The following is a 16,536-nucleotide window of genomic DNA, read 5'->3' on the forward strand; positions in this document are numbered from 1 at the left end:
AAGTCAACCGAACAAGAAGGACGTCACGCGTGCGCGTCACCACAGCATTTAACCGTGTCCTGCAAATTCAGGGTGCATCGGTGGTCGGGATCGAGTTCGGACCGGACGGGATCGCGGTCGATCTCCGCCGTCGATCACGCCGGTATCGGTGCCCGTGCGGGGCGTCGACGAGGGCCCGCTATGACAGCCGGGTCCGGCGGTGGCGTCACGTCGATCTCGCCGGCTCCAGGTTGTGGCTTCGGGCCGAGATCGCGCGGATCTGGTGCCGGTCCTGCTCGGCGGTCAGGACCGAGGTCGTGCCTTGGGCCAGGCCCGGTGCCCGGCATAGCCGCGATTTCGAGGACCTGGCCGCGTGGCTGGCGCAGCGGATGGACAAGACCAGCCTGGCCCGGCTCTTGCGGGCCTCCTGGACCGCGATCGATCAGATCGTCACTCGCGTCGTCGATGGCCACCTGACTGACTCCAGGCTGGATGATCTCTATCGGATCGGTGTGGACGAAATCTCCTACCGGCGAGGCCACACCTACCTCACCATCGTGGCCGATCATGACACCGGTGACGTGGTCTGGGTCGGCGAAGGGAACACCAAGGCATCCCTGGCCAAGTTCTATACCGAGCTGGGATCTGAGCGATCCGAGCAATTGGAAGCGGTCACGATGGACGGCTCGGGCGCCTACATCGCCGCGACCCAGGAACACGCCCCGAACGCCGAGATCTGCTTCGACGCGTTCCATGTGATCAAGTGGGCCACCGAGGCCCTCGACGCGGTGTTTCGATCCAGTGATATCCCCGCGCTGACCGCGAAGATCCGTGAGGCTCGTAACACCCGGCCGTGGATGAAGGCCCGCAATGCTCTACGCGGCGCGAAACAGAGCCTGACCTCCAAACACCGCAAGATCCTGACCATGATCAGGACCGAACGCGCCGAGCTCTACGACGCCTGGATCCTGAAAGAAGAACTCCGAGACCTCTACCGCATAGTCCCACCCGACCGCGCCGCGGCCTACGTCACACGATGGATCCGGCGCGCGTGGACCAGCGGCAACCGAACCATGATCAAACTCGGAGACCGGATCGCCGCTCACTACGACGGGATTGTCGCCACCGCAGAGAACCAGCTCTCCAACGGAAGACTCGAAGGAATCAACACCAAGATCAGAGTCATCCAACGCCGCGGCTACGGACACCCCAACCCTCAATCACTCACTGCGATGATCTATCTCTGCTGCAGCTCAATCAAGATCAACTTACCCACACAAGCCTGAGTAGAGCCACATGTGTTCGATTCTATCAGGACTTGCCGACATCTACCGGAAACAAGGGCATTCCGCCATGATCATCAAATCCCGACGCCGGACCCAACCCGGTGGAAGCGGGGCCGGCCAATCGTCCTCGATCAGGCCGTTGTCGGTGCTCTACACCTGTGGCTCGGCTGGCTAGGTGTCGGTGCCCAGCTGTCTAGTCGGCTGTCCAGCCGTACCCTGGCTCCGAGATGGATGGTCCCGTCGGTCGGCGCCGGGGTTCACCGTGGTCGACGGCCTGAGTTGATCATGTCGGCGCGATTCTCCTGATCATGGTCAACCGGCGTCGTACGGCTACGGCCTCGGTGGCCGTTGCAGCAGCTGACGGGACGAGGCGAACCCCAGCCGTTCGTAGACCGGCACGGCCTGGCGTCCGGAATGGACCGTCACGTGCAGGGCCCCGAGCTCGATCGCACGCACCGTGGCCGCCTCGACGAGGCCCGAGCCGATCCCATGGCCACGCTGGGTGGGCAGGACGAAGACGCTCTGGATGTCGGCGGACAGCCGGCTGGTGGCGCCCGGTCGCGGCACACGAGGGATCAGCGCGACCCACGCCATGCCGAGGATCTCCGGTCGGGCGAGCCGAGCGACGAACACCAGGTGTGAGTCCTGACGGGCGGACCACCACGTCGTCAGCTCGGCGGCGAAGGCGTCAACGGCCTCAGGTGCTGGCTCTTCGGGCCGGGTGTTCAGACACAGCAGGCGGGCCAGACCCGTGATGTCGTCCGTGTTCCCCTGACTGATCCTCACCCGGCGAGTGTGCCACTGGGGAGGCCGGGCTCATGCCATTCATCAGCGATCTTGATCGGTCGGCGAGAAGATTGGCATTGGACGGCGTCGGGTTCCACCGCGATCCTGTTTCGGATGGCGTACGAAGATCAACGACGCCGACCGACCTGACGAAAGATGATCATGAGCATGCGCAAACTGATAGTCCAGCAGTGGGTGACCGCCGACAACATCGCCGCGGAGGAGGACGGTGGCCTCAGCTTCGTGGCGGTGGAGCCGTTCTCCGACCAGAGCACCGACCCGTATCAGACGAGCATGATGACGTTCATCGACTCGGTCGACACGATGGTCCTCGGTGCGACGACGTACGCCCAGACCAAGGACTACTGGCCGAACGCGACGGATCAGGGCGAATGGGGCGAGAAGCTCAACAACCTGGCGAAGGTCGTCGCCTCCTCGAAGCTGGACGACGCACCCTGGGGCGACATTCCGGCGGCGACCGTGACCCGCGACGCGGCCACCACGATCAAGGAACTCAAGCAGCAGAGCGGCAAGGACCTGTGGCTGTGGGGAAGCCTGACGCTGATGCAGTCGCTGCTGGAAGCCGGTGAGGTCGACGAGCTCCGCCTGCTCGTCTGCCCGACCTCACGCGGCCAAGGAACGCGGATCTTCCAGGACACCCAGGACCTGACCCCGATCGAGGCCACCCTGTTCGACAACGGGATCACCCTGCTGCGCTACGCGATCAAGAGGTAGCGTCCAAGATCAACATTCGTGGGCGCCTACGGAGTCGTGATGACCGGGCCGCGGGGCGCCCAGCGGTCGAGTCGGTCGAGGAGCCGACCGGAAACGGGATCGCGGACTGGTGGCAGCGTCGACGGCCCGGCCTGGAGGCCGTGCTCGAGGACGTGGCGGCCGACCCGGTTGCCGAGGTTTCGGCCGGCGACACAGGAGCTCCGCCAATGGGCGCCGCCCCAGACCTGCGCATCGATCATCTCCGTCGCCACGGACTGGAATTCGATGTGCTCGCGGACGATCCCGGGGGCTGCGTCGCTGGTCAGCGTCAACCGGCCGGGCCGCGGTCCGAACAGAGTGATCAGGACCGCCTCGGCCGCGCCCGCGTACGTCGTGTCCGGCGTCGGGTACTCGGGTCCGGGGGAGACCGTGATCAGCGGTGACCAGCCGGGGTCGGTGGGCCGGGCCGGAGCCACCCCTGCTGTCGCTGCGTGGATCGCGGCGACGGGTTGCAACCTGGCGTAGATCGGCCCGGCATCCTCGGCGGCCACGAAGGCGTCGACCCCGGCGAGGTTGACCAGGGCGAAGGTTTCGGCGCTCTGCACCAGGGAGAGGTGCCGGTTGATCGCCAGTTGCTGGACGATCCGGTTCCAGTGCTGCGGTGCGGTCCCACCCCAGAGCCGGGCGGTGTCGGTCTGCGCCCGCGATCGTCGGCCACTGTCCATTCCGCCGATCGAACGCACCTCGTCGTAGTCCTCGGCGTAGGTGCGGGAGTCGAGCTCAGGGGGCGGCTCCGGGCGGAACTGATCGGCAGCCCCGAGCACGAACGGGGTGATCGAGATCGAGCGCAGCATCGTCGTGGGGGCGGCGATTCCGTCCCCGGTGCGCAGGGCCAGGATCGCGGCGGCGGAGGCGTGACCGATCGCCAGGCCGTCTCGGGTGTAGGGGTCGGCAGGGAGCCGATCGCGGTCGACCGAGTACGCCGCGTCGAGCTGCTTGCGTTGCCCCGGATGGAGGGCGCGGAGGGTGTGATGAGCGGCGGCGGTCGCGGCAGCCGTACTCGATCCGGAGCTCGGCCGGCCGACCCGCAGGGAGTAGGGACGGCCGCCGTTCTCGGCGGCGACCACCGCATCCAGCATCGCCGTGTGCACGATGGCCAGGGTGCGCGCCTCGCCGGCCGGGCTGGTCGCCGCGGCAGCGGTCGTGCGGAGTGCGAGCTGGTTCCACCGGGACGCGAGGAGCGGTCCGGCGGCATCGGTCGCCCGATCGGTCGGTTGGGCTTCGGCGACGCCGTTCGAGACGACGAGGCCGGCGCAGCCGAGGATCACCAGGCCGCCGAACCGGCGGCGGTTCAAGATCATTTGTGTCGACATGCCGTCATGATCATCCGCGGGCCGAGCGCGTCGCCATACGACGTTCGGCGTACAGCCGAACCGGAGAAATCGGCGTACTCTTTCAGCAGAGAAAGGTGGCGACGATGTCACGCCAATCGGGGATCAGCGAGCGGTACCTCCGTTCGTTTGTGTCGGCCGTGGATCCGCAGGGGCCGACCGGCCCGGGCGATTTCATCCCGGGCGAGGTGTTGCGCGAGATCGCCGACCTGATCGGCTGCGACGAGGCGGTCTTCCAGGTGATGGAGGCCGGGCGCCGAACGATGCTCTGTCAGTACGACTCGGCCCCGGACGGTCTGGCCGTCGACCTGGCCGAGGACCCGTCCATCGAGGAGATGATGCGCCTCTTCTGGGCCAGTTACTGGGACTCACCCGCGTGCAACTATCCGCAACGCACCGGTGATCACCGGACCGTGACCCGGCTTTCCGATTTCGGTACCCGAGTGGCACTCCGGCGGGCCAGCGTGGGGGCCTTCCTGGCCGAGGCCGAAATCAAGCACGAACTGTTTCTTCCGATGCCGCCGGACGGTCCGCGCGACGAGCGGATCCTGTTGTTTCGTGACGATGGCAAGGACTTCACCGAGCGAGACGTGCTGATGTTGACGCTGCTGCGACCGCATCTCGTGGCGTTGCGCCGACGACACGCCAGCGGTCCGGCGCCACGGCTCACTCCGCGGCAGTTGGAGGTGCTCGCCCTCGTCGCCGCCGGCTACACCAACGGCCAGGCGGCCCGATCACTCGGCGTGGCTTCGGGGACGGTGCGCAAGCATCTGGAGAACGCCTTCGAGCGGCTCGAGGTGTCGAGTCGCTCGGCGGCCATCGTCAAGGTGCTGCCTCAGTTGGAGTTCAGAGCGGGACCGTTCTGATCACGTGGCCGTCCTGATCATGTGGCGGGGATGGTGACGCGACGGGTGATCTGGCCGTTGCTCTCCCAGTAGGTGACCTTGGCGGCCAGGAACGGATCATCCGGCGTCGGCTGCACTTTGCCGTTGCTGTCGATGGCCCGCGATGTCACCGTGTGCTGACCGGCCGGCGGCCGACCCCAGGGGAAGCGCCAGAATGTCCAGGCGAAATCACGAGAGCCGTGACCGCGGCCGGACTGGCGCACCAACTGCGCCCGCTGCCACGGACCTTGATCAATCCGCACCTGGACCCGGTCGATCGGCGCGCCCCAGGCGGCGCCGAACACCGCATAGTGGCCGTCGCGTCGGGTGACCTTGGCGGGCGCCGACTTGAGCCGGTCGCGAGCCACCGTCGTAAACGTCCACCGGGTCTGACCGTTGCGGACCTCCTCGCGGACCGTGACGTAATCGCGGGCCATGAACCGGCCCTGATATCGGCCGTCGCGCACCTCGATCTCGGTCAGCCACTTCACGTTCGCGACCCCGTACCAACCCGGCGCGATGAGTCGTACGGGGAAGCCGTGCTCGCGCGGGAGCGGAGCCCCGTTCAACTCGTAGCACAGCAGGTTGTCCGGCGACATGGCATCGGCCAGGCTCATGCTGCGGGCGAAGCGCTCGGTGATCGTCAGGTCCAGCCCGCCGCTGGAATTGGGCACGACGCTGCCGGTCTGGCCGCCTTCGAGCACGCCGGAGTTGTCCCGTACGGTCACCTCGCCGGCATCGGCGCCCCAGAACACGACTTCGCGGCCGTCCTTCCGAACGCCGGCCATCTTCAGCAGCGGAGCGAGCGGGGTGCCGGCCCAGCGGCCGTTGCCGATCCCGCCGATGAAGAAGGGCAGGCCGGTGTTTCCCGAACATTCCAGCGTGAAGTCGACCTCGCGGCGCGGAGCCGCGCGCAGGTCGGCCAGCGACAGGGTCTTCCGATGATCAACCAGCCCGCCGATGGACAGCCGCCAGTCCGCTCCGGTCAACGCGGGTTCGTTGTAGTGGTTGACCACGAAGAAGTTGTCGGCCGGGGTGTACCAGGTCTTGAGTTGCTCCCAGTCGAGCAGATTGCGCAGACCTTCCGGCGGCACCGGACTGTCGGGGACCTCGTCGTCCCATTCGATCACTGTTTCCGGTCCGGATCCCGGTTGTTGCGGAAAGGCCTGCGCCGGTCCCGCCACCTGCCACAAGGTCAGGCCCGCGACAGCAGCCCCACCACCCTTCAGTACGGCCCGCCGTGTTGCTTCGTGTTGCTCCATGAGGACTCCCCGAGTGTGTAGACGATTTCCGTACTACACCCGCCCGGAAGTCGGCGCAATAACGTGCGCGAACAGCATCGAACCTTCGTCGATTTCCCTGCTGGTGAAGGTTCTTGACGCGTTGGCGTTGATCAAGGCGCGGTCACCTGGTGATGATCAAGAGTGCGCGAGGTCGAGCGCGATGATCTCGAAGAGCGGCCGCACTCCGAGACGCCGCGCCAGGGCAGCCGAGGCCGTGTTGTCATGGCGATGGCTGTAGAACGCGATCTTGCCGGCTTCGCGTACACCGGCTCCCCACGCCCGCGCGACCTTCGTCGCATAGCCGCGGCGTCGATGGTCCGGGTCGGTTTCGATCCACAACTCCGCGGCGACGTCGTCGCTGCGACTCGACGACGCTCCGGCAACGCGTTGCCCGGCGAGGATGCACGCATACGCCTCGGGACCCTCACGCACGATCGCCGGAGGCTGGACGCTCGGCAGTGCGTCATCGAAGCTGTAGGTATGGAAGTGGTCGACGACGACCTGGTCACCACCGTCTCGGAGCCGCTGGATCATTGATTCCGGCCGGTTGACCACCTCATCCACCGAGGCCCGGCTGACCTGCTGGACGAACCACTCGGGCGCAGTGGCCGCGAAGGCGATCTCGGTCGAGCCGTCGGCATAGCGGACCGCATAGCCGGTGGGCAGGGGATCGGGATGGGCGCACGGCACCGGCATCAGGCGGCCGGCACGGTCGAACGCCTTGCATTCCAGGGCCAGCTGAACGCGCCAGAGGTGGGCAGGATCGGCAACCGTCATCCTCTCTGCATAACAGATCTCGGCGAGATCTTCCTCGATCTTTCCAGCGATGAAATGATGATCGTTTCCGAGAAACCGACGTCGATGGGACGGAGAGGCTCGATGGTGAGACTTGGATCGATCGTGATGCACGTGTCCGAGATCGGGCGGGCCGCGGAGTTCTGGGGCCGGGCGCTGGAGTCCCAGTACGAACTGGTTCACCGCGATCACAACTCGGCGACGTTCTTTCCCAAGGACGGCCCCGGCGTCGTTCTGCAGTTGACCGAGCGCAACCAGATGCACCTCGATCTGAACACGGACAGCCTCGAGGAGAACGCGGCCGAGATCAAACGACTCGAGTCACTGGGCGCCCGGCGGGTGGATTGGCCCTACCGTCCTGATGTACCGGTGATGGCCGATCCCGACGGGAACCTGTTCTGCGTCTGCTGAGCCGCCGCGGAGTTCGCCGCCGGTCCGGCTTGGCCGCCATGCCAGACTGAGCGACGTGCGGAGCCCAGCCGACATCGCCAAGGACACCGGCCATCATGCGGCCCGGATCGACGACGCCTGGTTACGGTTCCGGGGGCGGCGGGCCCGGCGGCGGGGCTGGTCGGAGACCGTCCTCGGCTACACCGGATACGGCAGCACCGGCTGGGTCCGGGTGCTCGGCCGGGTGCTGTTGAGCAAGGAACCCAGCGTGCTGGCGTCGAGCAGCGAGCGGCGCAACCTGGTCGGGCCGGGCGTTCGTGGCTGGCGCAACTTCACCAGCGTCCCGGTGGTCGACGCTCCGGTCCGGATCGAGATCGGTGATCAATCCTTCTCGGCGACGACCGACCGGGGCGGGGTGCTCGACACCAAGATCGACGTGGCGTTGCCGCCCGGGTGGCATACGGTCACCCTGCGAGCCGGCGAATCGGCGCACGCGGAGGCCGACATCGTCGTGATCGACCCGGCCACCCGGTTCGGGATCGTGTCGGATATCGACGACACCGTGATGGTCACCGCGCTGCCGCGGCCGTTGCTGGCCGCCTGGCACACGTTCGTGGTCAACGAGCATGCGCGGACGCCGACGCCCGGGATGGCGGTGTTGTACGAGCGCCTGGCCGCGTTACATCCGGAAAGCCCGGTGATCTATCTGTCGACCGGTCCCTGGAATGTGGCGCCGACCCTGACCCGGTTCCTGTCCCGCAACCTCTATCCGCCCGGCCCGTTGCTGCTGACCGACTGGGGACCGACGCAGGATCGCTGGTTTCGCAGCGGACCGGAGCACAAGCGCGCCAATCTGGCCCGGTTGGCCGAGGAGTTTCCCGACATCGACTGGCTGCTCGTCGGCGACGACGGTCAGCACGACGAAATGATCTACGGCGAGTTCGCCGAACGGTTCGGTGATCAGCTGGCCGCCGTGGCGATCCGCCAGTTGACTCCGGGCGAGGCCGTACTGGCCGGCGGTCGGAACCGTGACGGCGCGTCGGCGGCTCCGGGCCGCTGGGTGTACGGCGCCGACGGCGCGGCGTTGGCCGCCGAGCTGAGGCGCGTCGGCGTGATGCCCGAGGCGTGAGGCTGCACTCCGAACCTCAGCGGGAACGGGCAGCCCGCACCTAGAGGCTGGCTCCATCCCTTCCGGTTCGGTCAAGGGGACGTATGACGGGCGATCACGTCGACGCCGCGCCGGAACTGTGCCGGCGAGGCCGGGTTCTTCCAGGCGAGCATCTCGAGGATCCAGTCGATGGAGAAGGCCGGGATGAGGCCGTCGCCGGCCGCGTCGGGATCGGCGACCCTGGCGTACCCACGGTGCAGCAGGTCCGATCGGTCGTACAACGGGTCGCCGGCGATCGTCTCCCAGCGGCCGAGGTCGAAGGCGGGTGACGCCGGGCCGGCGAACTCCCAGTCGATCACGCCGCTGATCGTCCCGTCGTGGATCAGGAGATTCTTGGGGCAGAAGTCGCCCTGGGCGAGCGACAGCGGGGGTGCGGGACGGGTCGACACCTCCCGGCGCAGGAAGGCGGCACCACGCTCGATGACAGCGGCGGCCGTCGAGTCGAGTGTCTCTTCGACGATGCGGGCGATCCGCGCGACCTCCTGCTCCTCGGGCCATCGCAGCTCGTGCCGGAAGCCGAGCTGGTCGTCCGGGACCACGCTGTGCACCCGGGCCAGGATTTCGCCGGCGTCAACGGTCAACCGCTCAAGATCAGCAGCAGCCAACTCGCCGATGAGGTCCGCGAACAACCGGCCCGGCAGGAACTGCTGGATCGAGAAAGACAGCAAGGCGCCGTCGTGATCAAGATGCTCGATCCCGAGGACTTCGGCCGTCGGCACCCCGACGTCTCGTGCCTGCGCGATCAGGTGTGCCTCGTCGACGAACCACGGCGTGGCCTGACGCGCGATCCGGACAACCACCACCAGCCCGCCGGCAAGATCAGCGCGATAGGTCTCACTCATTCCTCCACCCGCGAGGGGAGTGAGCTGCGCGACGTCGCGGCCGCAGATTGACCGCACCACCGAGTCGATGATCGGGCGAGGCGTTGTCAGCATCACGCAAGTCTGGCTTAATGATCTTGGTCGGGCATCCGAATATCTTCCGATGCCGATATCAGAAGGTACGAAAGGGGATCGCGATGGCGACCATGACGACTGAGCGGCTGGAGCTCGTACCTCTCGATCCGGATCGGGACGCCGAAAGCTTGCACGCCATGTACGGCGACCCGGACCACTATTCCTTCGGTCCGGAAGAACCGACCGTGGACGTGGCGGCGACCCACGCTCGGCTGACCGAGGAGCTGGCCGGAAACGGCGGCTGGACCTGGGTGCTCCGGTTGCGTCCGGACACTCGGGCCCTGGGCACGATCGGCCTGTTCTTCGACCAGGGCACGTCGATCCGTGGTCTGAGCTGGGGCCTCCGGCGTGATCACTGGGGCCGGGGTCTGATGGGGGAGGCGGCGCCGGTTGTTGTTGATCATCTGCTGGCGCAGCCGGGCATCGACGGGGTCGAGGCGTGGATCGACACCCGCAACACGCGTTCGCTGGGCGTCGCGCGGAGGGCGCGACTCGACGAGAAGGCCAGGCTGGCCCGGGTCTATGCCGACCACACCGCCCAGCAAGTCGTGATGGCGCGGGCAGCACAGCCGAGCGACGGCACCGTCCTCGCCACCCGGCCCAGCCTGCCGGTCCGCGATGTCCCGGAGACCTGCCGATTGTTGATCAAGGTTCTCGGGCTGAACCTGAGCTTCGAGTACGGCGACCCGCCGACGTTCGCCCGGCTGGGCGTCGGTCCCTGGTCCGGAAGTCCCGGCATCGATGTCAGGGACGCGGACGACGGAGAGATCGCCTCCGTGACGGTGACGGTCGACATCGGCATCCCCACCGACGTGATGCATGATCGTGCCGTCGCGGCTGGACTGAAGATCCTCTCGTCGCCTGTTGATCAACCGTGGCACACGCGGGAGTTCGTGTTCTGCCTCGGTGAAGGTCACCGGGTCCGCGTCATCGGTCCGACCCGTCCGCAAGGCTGACGGACAATCTGCTGTGGAGGAACGGTGAGTGATCGGGAACGGGGACGTGTGATCGAGATTCGCGGAGCCGCCTCGGCCGCCGAGGTCGAAGCGGCCATGGTGGTCCTGGATTCCGTGCTCGGCAACGTGCGGGGCTGGCAGCTGTCTCGAGCGCAGCAGCGCGAGCTGTATCTGGCCACGCCGACCCTGTTGTCGATCGCGGTCGACGACGGACGGATCGTCGGTGCCGCGGGCTGTGACGGCGCGAGTGGGATCGGGGGAGTTGCGGTCCTCGATGAGTGCCGCGGCCAGGGTCTGGGCCGGCAACTGCTCGAGCGGGCCGAAGCGATCCTGCGTGAGCGCGGTGCCGATACTGCGGGGCTGGGAAGCCTGGACGGCGCCGTCGCCTTCTATTTGAGGTGCGGCTACGAGGCCAAGCTCCTCGTCCAGTTCGCTCCGGAGGTCGATGACCCGGAGCCCGTCATCGCGGACCTGCTGGCGGGCGTGCTCGCCGGACGGATCGTGGACCGAAGGGACTGGCAGGGGCATCCGCAACTGTGGCTTCGGGAATCATCGGTCGACTGGGAGTTGAAGCGGCGCATCGAGGACGTGGCCGGGGGAGTGGTGGCCCAGTACGTCATGGACAAGCGGCTCTGACGGCGGTGGTGATCAAGGAGTCGGCCACCAGTGCAAGGCCGCACCGTGACCTTCCGTGTGACCGACCGCGCGTCCGTCGACGCCGAGCACGAAGCGGCCCGCCGGTGCGTCCGGGCCGGTCACCGTGACCTCCGGCAGCACGCTCCGTCCCTCGTTGGAGACCCAGTGGACGCGCGGGTTCTTGATCAACTTCTGCATCAGGCCCTGGAACCGAGCACGTCCATCGTCGTCGAGGTAGACGATCACCGCGGAGTGGAAAACGATCAAGGGCGTGTCGTCGGGCGTCTCCCGGAGCGCCCGCTCGACCGCCGCTGGCAGCTCGACCAGGAGGTCGCCGCGGACGATGTCCGGCGGTTCCTGGCGCGCCACGTCGATCGCCTCCTTGAGTCGCTGGCGTCGATGATCATGCTCCGGCCAGACGAGGGTGAGCAACCAGTTCGCCGCATCATCGCCGGACAGATCGAGGGGATTCAGGTCGACCCCGCCTCGCCAGGTCACCCGGGGCACGGTGATCGGAAGCGCGGCCGGGCCGGTGACCGTGGCAGAGAGAACGCGAGGTGAATCCCCGAGCGTGACGGGTCCACCGGCCGTCTCCCACCGGTAGGACCACCGGTCGGGGAAGAGACACAGGCCGGCGCTGGCGCCGACCTCGAAGAGGGCCACCGGCCGCTCGGTGGAGATCGCGGCAAAGGCCGGCACCAGCGTGGCGAGCCGACCCACTTCGTTCGTCTGGGTCGCTCGTTCGAGGATCGTGGCGCGGATCGGTCCGTCGTCGTTGAGCAAGGCGGCCCGCAGCTCCGCGTACGGTGCGGGAGCTTTCAACCCGTGCCACCGCGCAGCCGCGAACACGAGGTTGGGTTGCCGCTTCGGCTCGGGCAGCTCGGCCAGCCAATCCAGCACCTCGCCGTCCGTGGCTACGCCCAACGCCCACTCGTCGAAGCAGGGTGACGTTGCCGAGGCGTAGCGAGCGAAGTCGCGATAGACGTCCTGGATCGGCCCGAAGATTTCCATGCCCGCAGTATTGCCGGTCGCCCCACGTCCGGCGCGGTGGCAAGATCATCACATGCCTGGCGAAACCCCTGCTCTGACCCTTTCCGACGGCCTGGTCACGCTGCGGCCCTGGTCGAGGGACGATGCCGAGTTCATGGCTGAAGCGCACGCTGACCCGGCGATCCGGCGCTACAACGGTGATCATGACCGACTGGGCAACCCGGCTCCGCCGATGTCGATCATGGACGCCGAGGCCGTCATCGATCAGTTCACGCAGGACCTGCGTACGTTCGCTGCGACGGGAGACCGCTCTGGCGTCGTGTTCGCGATCGTGGACACGGGTTCGGGCGAACTGGTCGGCTGTTGTGGTGTGGACGACTGGACCACCGAGGACGTAGCCCAGTTCGGCTACTGGATCGCACCGAGTGCGCGCGGCCGCGGCTTCGCGACCCGAGCGGTGATCCTCTTCACGCGCTGGCTGTTCGACGAGGGAGCGGCTCGGGTCTTCCTGACGGTCGTCGCGGGGAACGAAGGGTCCGTCGCGGTGGCTCGCCGAGCCGGGTTTGTCCATGAGGGAACCATGCGTGACCACAGCGTGTGGCAGGGCCAGCGCTACGACGTGATGTGGTTCGCGGCGCTGCCGCACGAGTGGGGACCGGCGACGGCCGGATGACGACCCTGCGTCAGGGCTATTCATCGGTCCAGGGGACACCGCGGGTGACCAGATAGGCGCGGAGCTGGGCTGTGTGCTGCTGAAGGTGGACCAGACCCACCACGAGCATCTTCCCGACCGGCGTTCCCCGATGGCGGTGCGAGACCACGACAGGCTTTTCCGCTCGGGCATCGGTCAGCTCGGCGAAGACCACGTCGACCTTGCGCCGGCAGTAGTCGACGTAGGCCGACAACTGCTCGCGGGAGTACGTCGGCGGCACGACGTTCTCGTCCTCGTCACCCAGTGAGAGCGGTGCCTGCGGCTCCCAGTCCTGCTCCAGCACCGAGAGGTCGGCGTCGGCGTAATACAACGCGTGCGCAGCGGTCCGCCACACCGCACCCTGGGCTCGACGCTTCCGCTCCGCAACCGCCTCGTCCTCGAACCCCCGGCCCTCCGGGTCGATCGGAGTCCAGGTCACTGCGGCCGGATCGACCGGATACAAGGACTCCTCCCACAGTTCGTCCGGACAGGTGCGGATGCCGATCGCCAGGTCGTCGAGGACCGCTCCGTACCGCTCCGCGATCGAGGTGAGCCAGATGGTTGCCATCACGTCACCGTACGAGTGGGCGCTGACACTGTCTTTACTGCAGCCGTAGCCCGAATTGTTCAGCAGCATCACGGGATGGCGTGAGAGGCTGTGCCGAGTTGCCTGATCCGTCGGGAGTGACATCGCACGTGGTTACGTCAGAACAAGTCGCTGAGGGTTTCGATCTTGGAGCTCCGAAGGGACCACTGATCCCGGTCCAGCACACTGTTTCGCAAACCTGGCGGATGTCGACGAGCCGGGGTTCGTTCCTGGTCAAGGAGCTGTGGTCTGACGGCGATCCGTACTGGGCTGATCAACTTGATCACCGGATGACCATCGAACAGCGCGCCTCGGCCGCCGGGATACGTACACCGCTGACAATTCCGCCGGTTCGTCCGGCGTACGGGTGGGCCGGTCGGGTGGCCGGGCGAGGTGCGTACCGGGTGACCGAATGGGTGCAGCACCGAAAGGTTTCCGACGAAGATGATCTTGCGGATTGGCTCGGCCGGACACTGGCAACCTTGCACGGTCTCGAGTCTCACGAAGGCAGTCTCGAACCGCAGTACTATCTGTTTCCGGCCGAGCAATGGCAGGAATGGGCAGTTCGGGGGATTGAACAACGTCGGCCGTGGGCATCCGAACTCACGGAACACCTGGACAAGTATCTGGCCATGACGGCGAGGCTCCGGACGACGTTCTTCGACGTGGGAGATCACGTCATCACGCACCGCGACCTGGTGCCGTTCAATGTCTTGGTCACAACGACGGGGCCGGTCCTCATTGATTGGGAGGTCATCGGGCCGGACAGTGCCAGCCTTGAAGCGGGATTCGCTGCCGTCACCTTCGGTCGTCGCGACACCAGCTATGTTCGCAGAATTCTTGATTCCTATCGTGCGTACGGCGGAGTCATCGCAACTGGCCTGGGAGAGAATCTGTTTGCTCACAAGTTGGGTAGCGAACTCGGCCGGCTCACCAAAATGCTCCAGGACGCACTGGATCGCCGACCAACCCGCGGCTGGCAGACTCGCTACCAGGACACCGACGAAGGCGTCACCCAGCTCATCCCGGAAGTCCTCGCGACGGCTGCACGACTCGGCAGGCTCGCAACCGAGCTAGCACTCTGAAGGGCGATCACCGGTTCGCGGCCAGCACGGCTTCGAGGCCTTCCTGCAGGTCCTTGACGAAATACTCGGGAACCTCCAGTGACGGGAAATGCCCGCCCGCCTCGGGTGAATTCCAGCGGACGATCTGTCGGTACCGCTCCTGCGACCAGGCCCGCGGATATTTCTCGATGTCACGGGGATAGATGGTGATGGCTGTCGGGACGTCGACCCGCAGGTCGGGGTCGAGTGAATTGTGGCTCTCGTAATAGATCCGGGCCGCCGACGCACCGGACCGAGTCAGCCAATACAGGGTGACATCGTCAAGAATCGTGTCTCTGGAAATCGTCTCGAACGGGCTGTCCTCGGTGTCCGACCACTCGGCGAACTTGTCCAGGATCCAGGCGAGAAGCCCGACTGGTGAATCCACGAGCGAGTAGCCGATGGTCTGCGGCCGGGTCGCCTGCTGCTTCGCGTACCCCGCGCGATGGTGCCAGAAGTCGTGGGTCTCCTCGGTCCACCGGCGCTCGGTCGCGGTCAGCCCCTCCGTGGTCGCGCCGGGCAGACCCTCCGCGAACGTCGTATGGATTCCGAGAACGTGATCCGGAAACCTGCCGGCGAGAACCGTGGTGATATTTCCGCCCCAATCGCCGCCATGGGCGAGAAACTTGTCGTAGCCGAGCCTCGCCATCAGTTTCACCCAGGCGGCCGCGATCCTTTCCGTTCCCCAGCCGGTCATCGCCGGCTTGTCGCTGTAGCCGAATCCCGGCAGCGATGGGACCACGACGTGAAATGCCGGGGTGTCTGCGCTTCTCGGAGCTGCCAACTCGTCAATCACGTGAGTGAACTCGGCGATGCTGCCCGGCCAACCGTGCGTCAAGATCAGTGGAGTGGCATCGGTACGCGCCGACCGGTGGTGCAGGAAGTGGATTCCAAGATCATCAACGGTCGTGCGGAACTGGCCGATCTCGTTGAGACGTGCTTCGAACGCCCGCCAGTCGTACCCGGTGCGCCAATAGTCCGCCAGCTCCACGAGATCGGCGAGAGGAACGCCCTGATCCCAGCGCCGAGGGTCGGGCGCGGCGCGGAAGACCGTCTCAGCCTCCGGCAGCCGGGCCGCGGCCAATCGTGCGCGGAGATCTTCCAGGTCAGCGTCAGTTGTGTGTGCTTCGAATGCCAGCACTTCGCTGGTTGGGCGGTTCATGAAACCTCCTGGTCATCGAGGGGCCGGCTCGGACTGTCTGGAACCAGCTAAGACGGTTCTATCAGTCTAGGGGGTTGATGCGCAACCGGCTAAGGTGGTTCCATGCGCGCTCAGTTCCCGGACTTCCGCCTCGGTACGGTCCTGGCGACCAGCTTCACGGCGACCCTGACGGAGCGCCGTGGTGACGCTGTGGAGCGCATTCCCATCCCGGACCGACTCGTCGACTGGTTGGCGGTGAGTGGCCTCACCGTGCAGTCCTGCAACGCCGCCCAGCTCGGACTCGCTCGGGAACTGAGGGAGTCGATCCACGCCGCCGCCACCGCAGCCGCGATCAAGGATGCGCTCCCCGCACCTGCTGTTCAGGTCATCAATGACCGCAGCACCCAGGGCCGGGGCGCGGCCATCCTGACCCCCGACGGCAATCGGCGCTGGCTGCTCAGCTCGGCCGCCGGCGTGGAAGACGCTCTGGGCGTGATCGCCGCGGACGCGATCAGCATCATCGCCGGCGAACGTGACGGAAGGCTCGCCTTGTGCGCGTCGCCAACCTGCCAGGCCGCCTTCTTCGACACCAGCCAAAGTCGCACCCGCCGATGGTGCGACATGAACACGTGCGGGAACCGCCAGAAGAAGGCGCGCTTCAACGCGGCGACGCGAAAGAAGACCGGGGGAGAGCCGCTGGCTTGATCAAGATTCCGGCGGCGATGATCGACAACGACCCGGCCACGTCGTGGGTCTGAATTTGGTTGCGCGTGAGCTGGACGTCTGGGACTGTTGCCGATC

18 protein-coding genes are annotated in these 16,536 nt (G+C 66.6%); 10 read left to right on the forward strand and 8 right to left on the reverse strand.

Annotated features, from left to right (window positions below; translation table 11 throughout):
• Positions 1 to 29: 29 nt before the first annotated feature.
• Positions 30 to 1,265 carry an ISL3 family transposase gene (locus FNH24_RS19740; RefSeq protein ID WP_217428311.1) on the forward strand — a complete coding sequence of 412 codons (1,236 nt, stop codon included), beginning with the start codon at positions 30 to 32 and terminating at the stop codon, positions 1,263 to 1,265.
• Between the two features lie 330 nt (positions 1,266 to 1,595).
• Here FNH24_RS19740 and FNH24_RS19745 read toward each other — a convergent pair whose 3' ends face one another.
• Positions 1,596 to 2,051, reverse strand: coding sequence for a GNAT family N-acetyltransferase (locus FNH24_RS19745; protein WP_152363902.1), 456 nt, complete (start codon positions 2,049 to 2,051; stop codon positions 1,596 to 1,598).
• 168 nt (positions 2,052 to 2,219) lie between these two features.
• Between FNH24_RS19745 and FNH24_RS19750 the strand changes: the two genes are divergently transcribed.
• Complete coding sequence (locus FNH24_RS19750; protein ID WP_152363903.1) at positions 2,220 to 2,786, forward strand: dihydrofolate reductase family protein; 567 nt, start codon at positions 2,220 to 2,222, stop codon at positions 2,784 to 2,786.
• A gap of 26 nt (positions 2,787 to 2,812) precedes the next feature.
• On the opposite strand, the gene FNH24_RS19755 is transcribed toward FNH24_RS19750, so the two are convergent.
• Positions 2,813 to 4,138: a vanadium-dependent haloperoxidase gene (locus FNH24_RS19755; protein WP_152363904.1), complete on the reverse strand. Its 1,326-nt coding sequence runs from the start codon at positions 4,136 to 4,138 to the stop codon at positions 2,813 to 2,815.
• A 104-nt stretch (positions 4,139 to 4,242) separates the two neighbouring features.
• Here FNH24_RS19755 and FNH24_RS19760 point away from each other — a divergent pair, with 104 nt between their 5' ends.
• Positions 4,243 to 5,022, forward strand: a complete 780-nt coding sequence (locus FNH24_RS19760) for a helix-turn-helix transcriptional regulator (RefSeq protein WP_152363905.1) — start codon at positions 4,243 to 4,245, stop codon at positions 5,020 to 5,022.
• 17 nt (positions 5,023 to 5,039) lie between these two features.
• On the opposite strand, the gene FNH24_RS19765 is transcribed toward FNH24_RS19760, so the two are convergent.
• Both FNH24_RS19765 and FNH24_RS19770 read right to left on the reverse strand, forming a co-directional pair.
• Positions 5,040 to 6,302 carry a molybdopterin-dependent oxidoreductase gene (locus FNH24_RS19765; RefSeq protein ID WP_152363906.1) on the reverse strand — a complete coding sequence of 421 codons (1,263 nt, stop codon included), beginning with the start codon at positions 6,300 to 6,302 and terminating at the stop codon, positions 5,040 to 5,042.
• 156 nt (positions 6,303 to 6,458) lie between these two features.
• Positions 6,459 to 7,100, reverse strand: a complete 642-nt coding sequence (locus FNH24_RS19770; RefSeq protein ID WP_152363907.1) for a GNAT family N-acetyltransferase — start codon at positions 7,098 to 7,100, stop codon at positions 6,459 to 6,461.
• On the opposite strand from FNH24_RS19770, the gene FNH24_RS19775 reads away from it, so the two are divergent.
• Together FNH24_RS19775 and FNH24_RS19780 are read left to right on the forward strand one after the other, a co-directional pair.
• On the forward strand, positions 7,077 to 7,529 hold the full coding sequence (locus FNH24_RS19775) for a VOC family protein (protein WP_217428312.1): 453 nt from the start codon (positions 7,077 to 7,079) through the stop codon (positions 7,527 to 7,529). The genes FNH24_RS19770 and FNH24_RS19775 overlap by 24 nt on opposite strands.
• Positions 7,530 to 7,584: 55 nt before the next feature.
• Positions 7,585 to 8,637 (forward strand): App1 family protein phosphatidate phosphatase, encoded by a 1,053-nt coding sequence (locus FNH24_RS19780; protein WP_246186977.1) that lies wholly within the window; start codon positions 7,585 to 7,587, stop codon positions 8,635 to 8,637.
• Positions 8,638 to 8,708: 71 nt separating this feature from the next.
• On the opposite strand, the gene FNH24_RS19785 is transcribed toward FNH24_RS19780, so the two are convergent.
• Positions 8,709 to 9,611 (reverse strand): phosphotransferase family protein, encoded by a 903-nt coding sequence (locus tag FNH24_RS19785; protein WP_152363909.1) that lies wholly within the window; start codon positions 9,609 to 9,611, stop codon positions 8,709 to 8,711.
• Positions 9,612 to 9,694: 83 nt separating this feature from the next.
• Between FNH24_RS19785 and FNH24_RS19790 the strand changes: the two genes are divergently transcribed.
• Both FNH24_RS19790 and FNH24_RS19795 read left to right on the forward strand, forming a co-directional pair.
• Complete coding sequence (locus tag FNH24_RS19790; protein ID WP_161606220.1) at positions 9,695 to 10,588, forward strand: GNAT family N-acetyltransferase; 894 nt, start codon at positions 9,695 to 9,697, stop codon at positions 10,586 to 10,588.
• A 48-nt stretch (positions 10,589 to 10,636) separates the two neighbouring features.
• Positions 10,637 to 11,224: a GNAT family N-acetyltransferase gene (locus FNH24_RS19795; protein ID WP_152363911.1), complete on the forward strand. Its 588-nt coding sequence runs from the start codon at positions 10,637 to 10,639 to the stop codon at positions 11,222 to 11,224.
• A 12-nt stretch (positions 11,225 to 11,236) separates the two neighbouring features.
• Here FNH24_RS19795 and FNH24_RS19800 read toward each other — a convergent pair whose 3' ends face one another.
• A complete protein-coding gene (locus FNH24_RS19800; protein WP_152363912.1) occupies positions 11,237 to 12,235 on the reverse strand; it encodes a DUF2332 domain-containing protein in 999 nt (332 codons plus the stop codon).
• A gap of 52 nt (positions 12,236 to 12,287) precedes the next feature.
• Between FNH24_RS19800 and FNH24_RS19805 the strand changes: the two genes are divergently transcribed.
• Positions 12,288 to 12,887 (forward strand): GNAT family N-acetyltransferase, encoded by a 600-nt coding sequence (locus FNH24_RS19805; protein ID WP_281351052.1) that lies wholly within the window; start codon positions 12,288 to 12,290, stop codon positions 12,885 to 12,887.
• Positions 12,888 to 12,903: 16 nt separating this feature from the next.
• Here the strand turns inward: FNH24_RS19805 and FNH24_RS19810 are convergent, their stop codons facing one another.
• Positions 12,904 to 13,473, reverse strand: a complete 570-nt coding sequence (locus FNH24_RS19810) for a DinB family protein (RefSeq protein WP_161606222.1) — start codon at positions 13,471 to 13,473, stop codon at positions 12,904 to 12,906.
• Between the two features lie 128 nt (positions 13,474 to 13,601).
• Here FNH24_RS19810 and FNH24_RS19815 point away from each other — a divergent pair, with 128 nt between their 5' ends.
• Entirely contained in the window at positions 13,602 to 14,576 is a 975-nt protein-coding gene (locus FNH24_RS19815; RefSeq protein ID WP_343031869.1) for a phosphotransferase, read from the forward strand.
• Positions 14,577 to 14,583: 7 nt separating this feature from the next.
• On the opposite strand, the gene FNH24_RS19820 is transcribed toward FNH24_RS19815, so the two are convergent.
• Positions 14,584 to 15,756 (reverse strand): epoxide hydrolase family protein, encoded by a 1,173-nt coding sequence (locus FNH24_RS19820; protein ID WP_152363916.1) that lies wholly within the window; start codon positions 15,754 to 15,756, stop codon positions 14,584 to 14,586.
• Between the two features lie 102 nt (positions 15,757 to 15,858).
• Here FNH24_RS19820 and FNH24_RS19825 point away from each other — a divergent pair, with 102 nt between their 5' ends.
• Positions 15,859 to 16,440, forward strand: coding sequence for a CGNR zinc finger domain-containing protein (locus FNH24_RS19825; protein WP_152363917.1), 582 nt, complete (start codon positions 15,859 to 15,861; stop codon positions 16,438 to 16,440).
• Positions 16,441 to 16,536 lie beyond the last annotated feature (96 nt).

It is taken from the genome of Microlunatus speluncae (assembly GCF_009299835.1).
GTDB classification, from domain to species: Bacteria; Actinomycetota; Actinomycetes; order Propionibacteriales; family Propionibacteriaceae; genus Microlunatus; species Microlunatus speluncae.

Excerpts from the sequence above, each read along its gene's own strand:
- FNH24_RS19810 (WP_161606222.1), bottom strand. The coding sequence starts at position 13,473 with ATGGCAACCATCTGGCTCACCTCGATCGCGGAGCGGTACGGAGCGGTC.
- FNH24_RS19800 (WP_152363912.1), bottom strand. The coding sequence starts at position 12,235 with ATGGAAATCTTCGGGCCGATCCAGGACGTCTATCGCGACTTCGCTCGC.
- FNH24_RS19770 (WP_152363907.1), bottom strand. The coding sequence starts at position 7,100 with ATGACGGTTGCCGATCCTGCCCACCTCTGGCGCGTTCAGCTGGCCCTG.
- FNH24_RS19790 (WP_161606220.1), top strand. The coding sequence starts at position 9,695 with ATGGCGACCATGACGACTGAGCGGCTGGAGCTCGTACCTCTCGATCCG.
- FNH24_RS19825 (WP_152363917.1), top strand. The coding sequence starts at position 15,859 with ATGCGCGCTCAGTTCCCGGACTTCCGCCTCGGTACGGTCCTGGCGACC.
- FNH24_RS19765 (WP_152363906.1), bottom strand. The coding sequence starts at position 6,302 with ATGGAGCAACACGAAGCAACACGGCGGGCCGTACTGAAGGGTGGTGGG.
- FNH24_RS19785 (WP_152363909.1), bottom strand. The coding sequence starts at position 9,611 with ATGCTGACAACGCCTCGCCCGATCATCGACTCGGTGGTGCGGTCAATC.
- FNH24_RS19820 (WP_152363916.1), bottom strand. The coding sequence starts at position 15,756 with ATGAACCGCCCAACCAGCGAAGTGCTGGCATTCGAAGCACACACAACT.
- FNH24_RS19760 (WP_152363905.1), top strand. The coding sequence starts at position 4,243 with ATGTCACGCCAATCGGGGATCAGCGAGCGGTACCTCCGTTCGTTTGTG.
- FNH24_RS19805 (WP_281351052.1), top strand. The coding sequence starts at position 12,288 with ATGCCTGGCGAAACCCCTGCTCTGACCCTTTCCGACGGCCTGGTCACG.
- FNH24_RS19755 (WP_152363904.1), bottom strand. The coding sequence starts at position 4,138 with ATGTCGACACAAATGATCTTGAACCGCCGCCGGTTCGGCGGCCTGGTG.
- FNH24_RS19750 (WP_152363903.1), top strand. The coding sequence starts at position 2,220 with ATGCGCAAACTGATAGTCCAGCAGTGGGTGACCGCCGACAACATCGCC.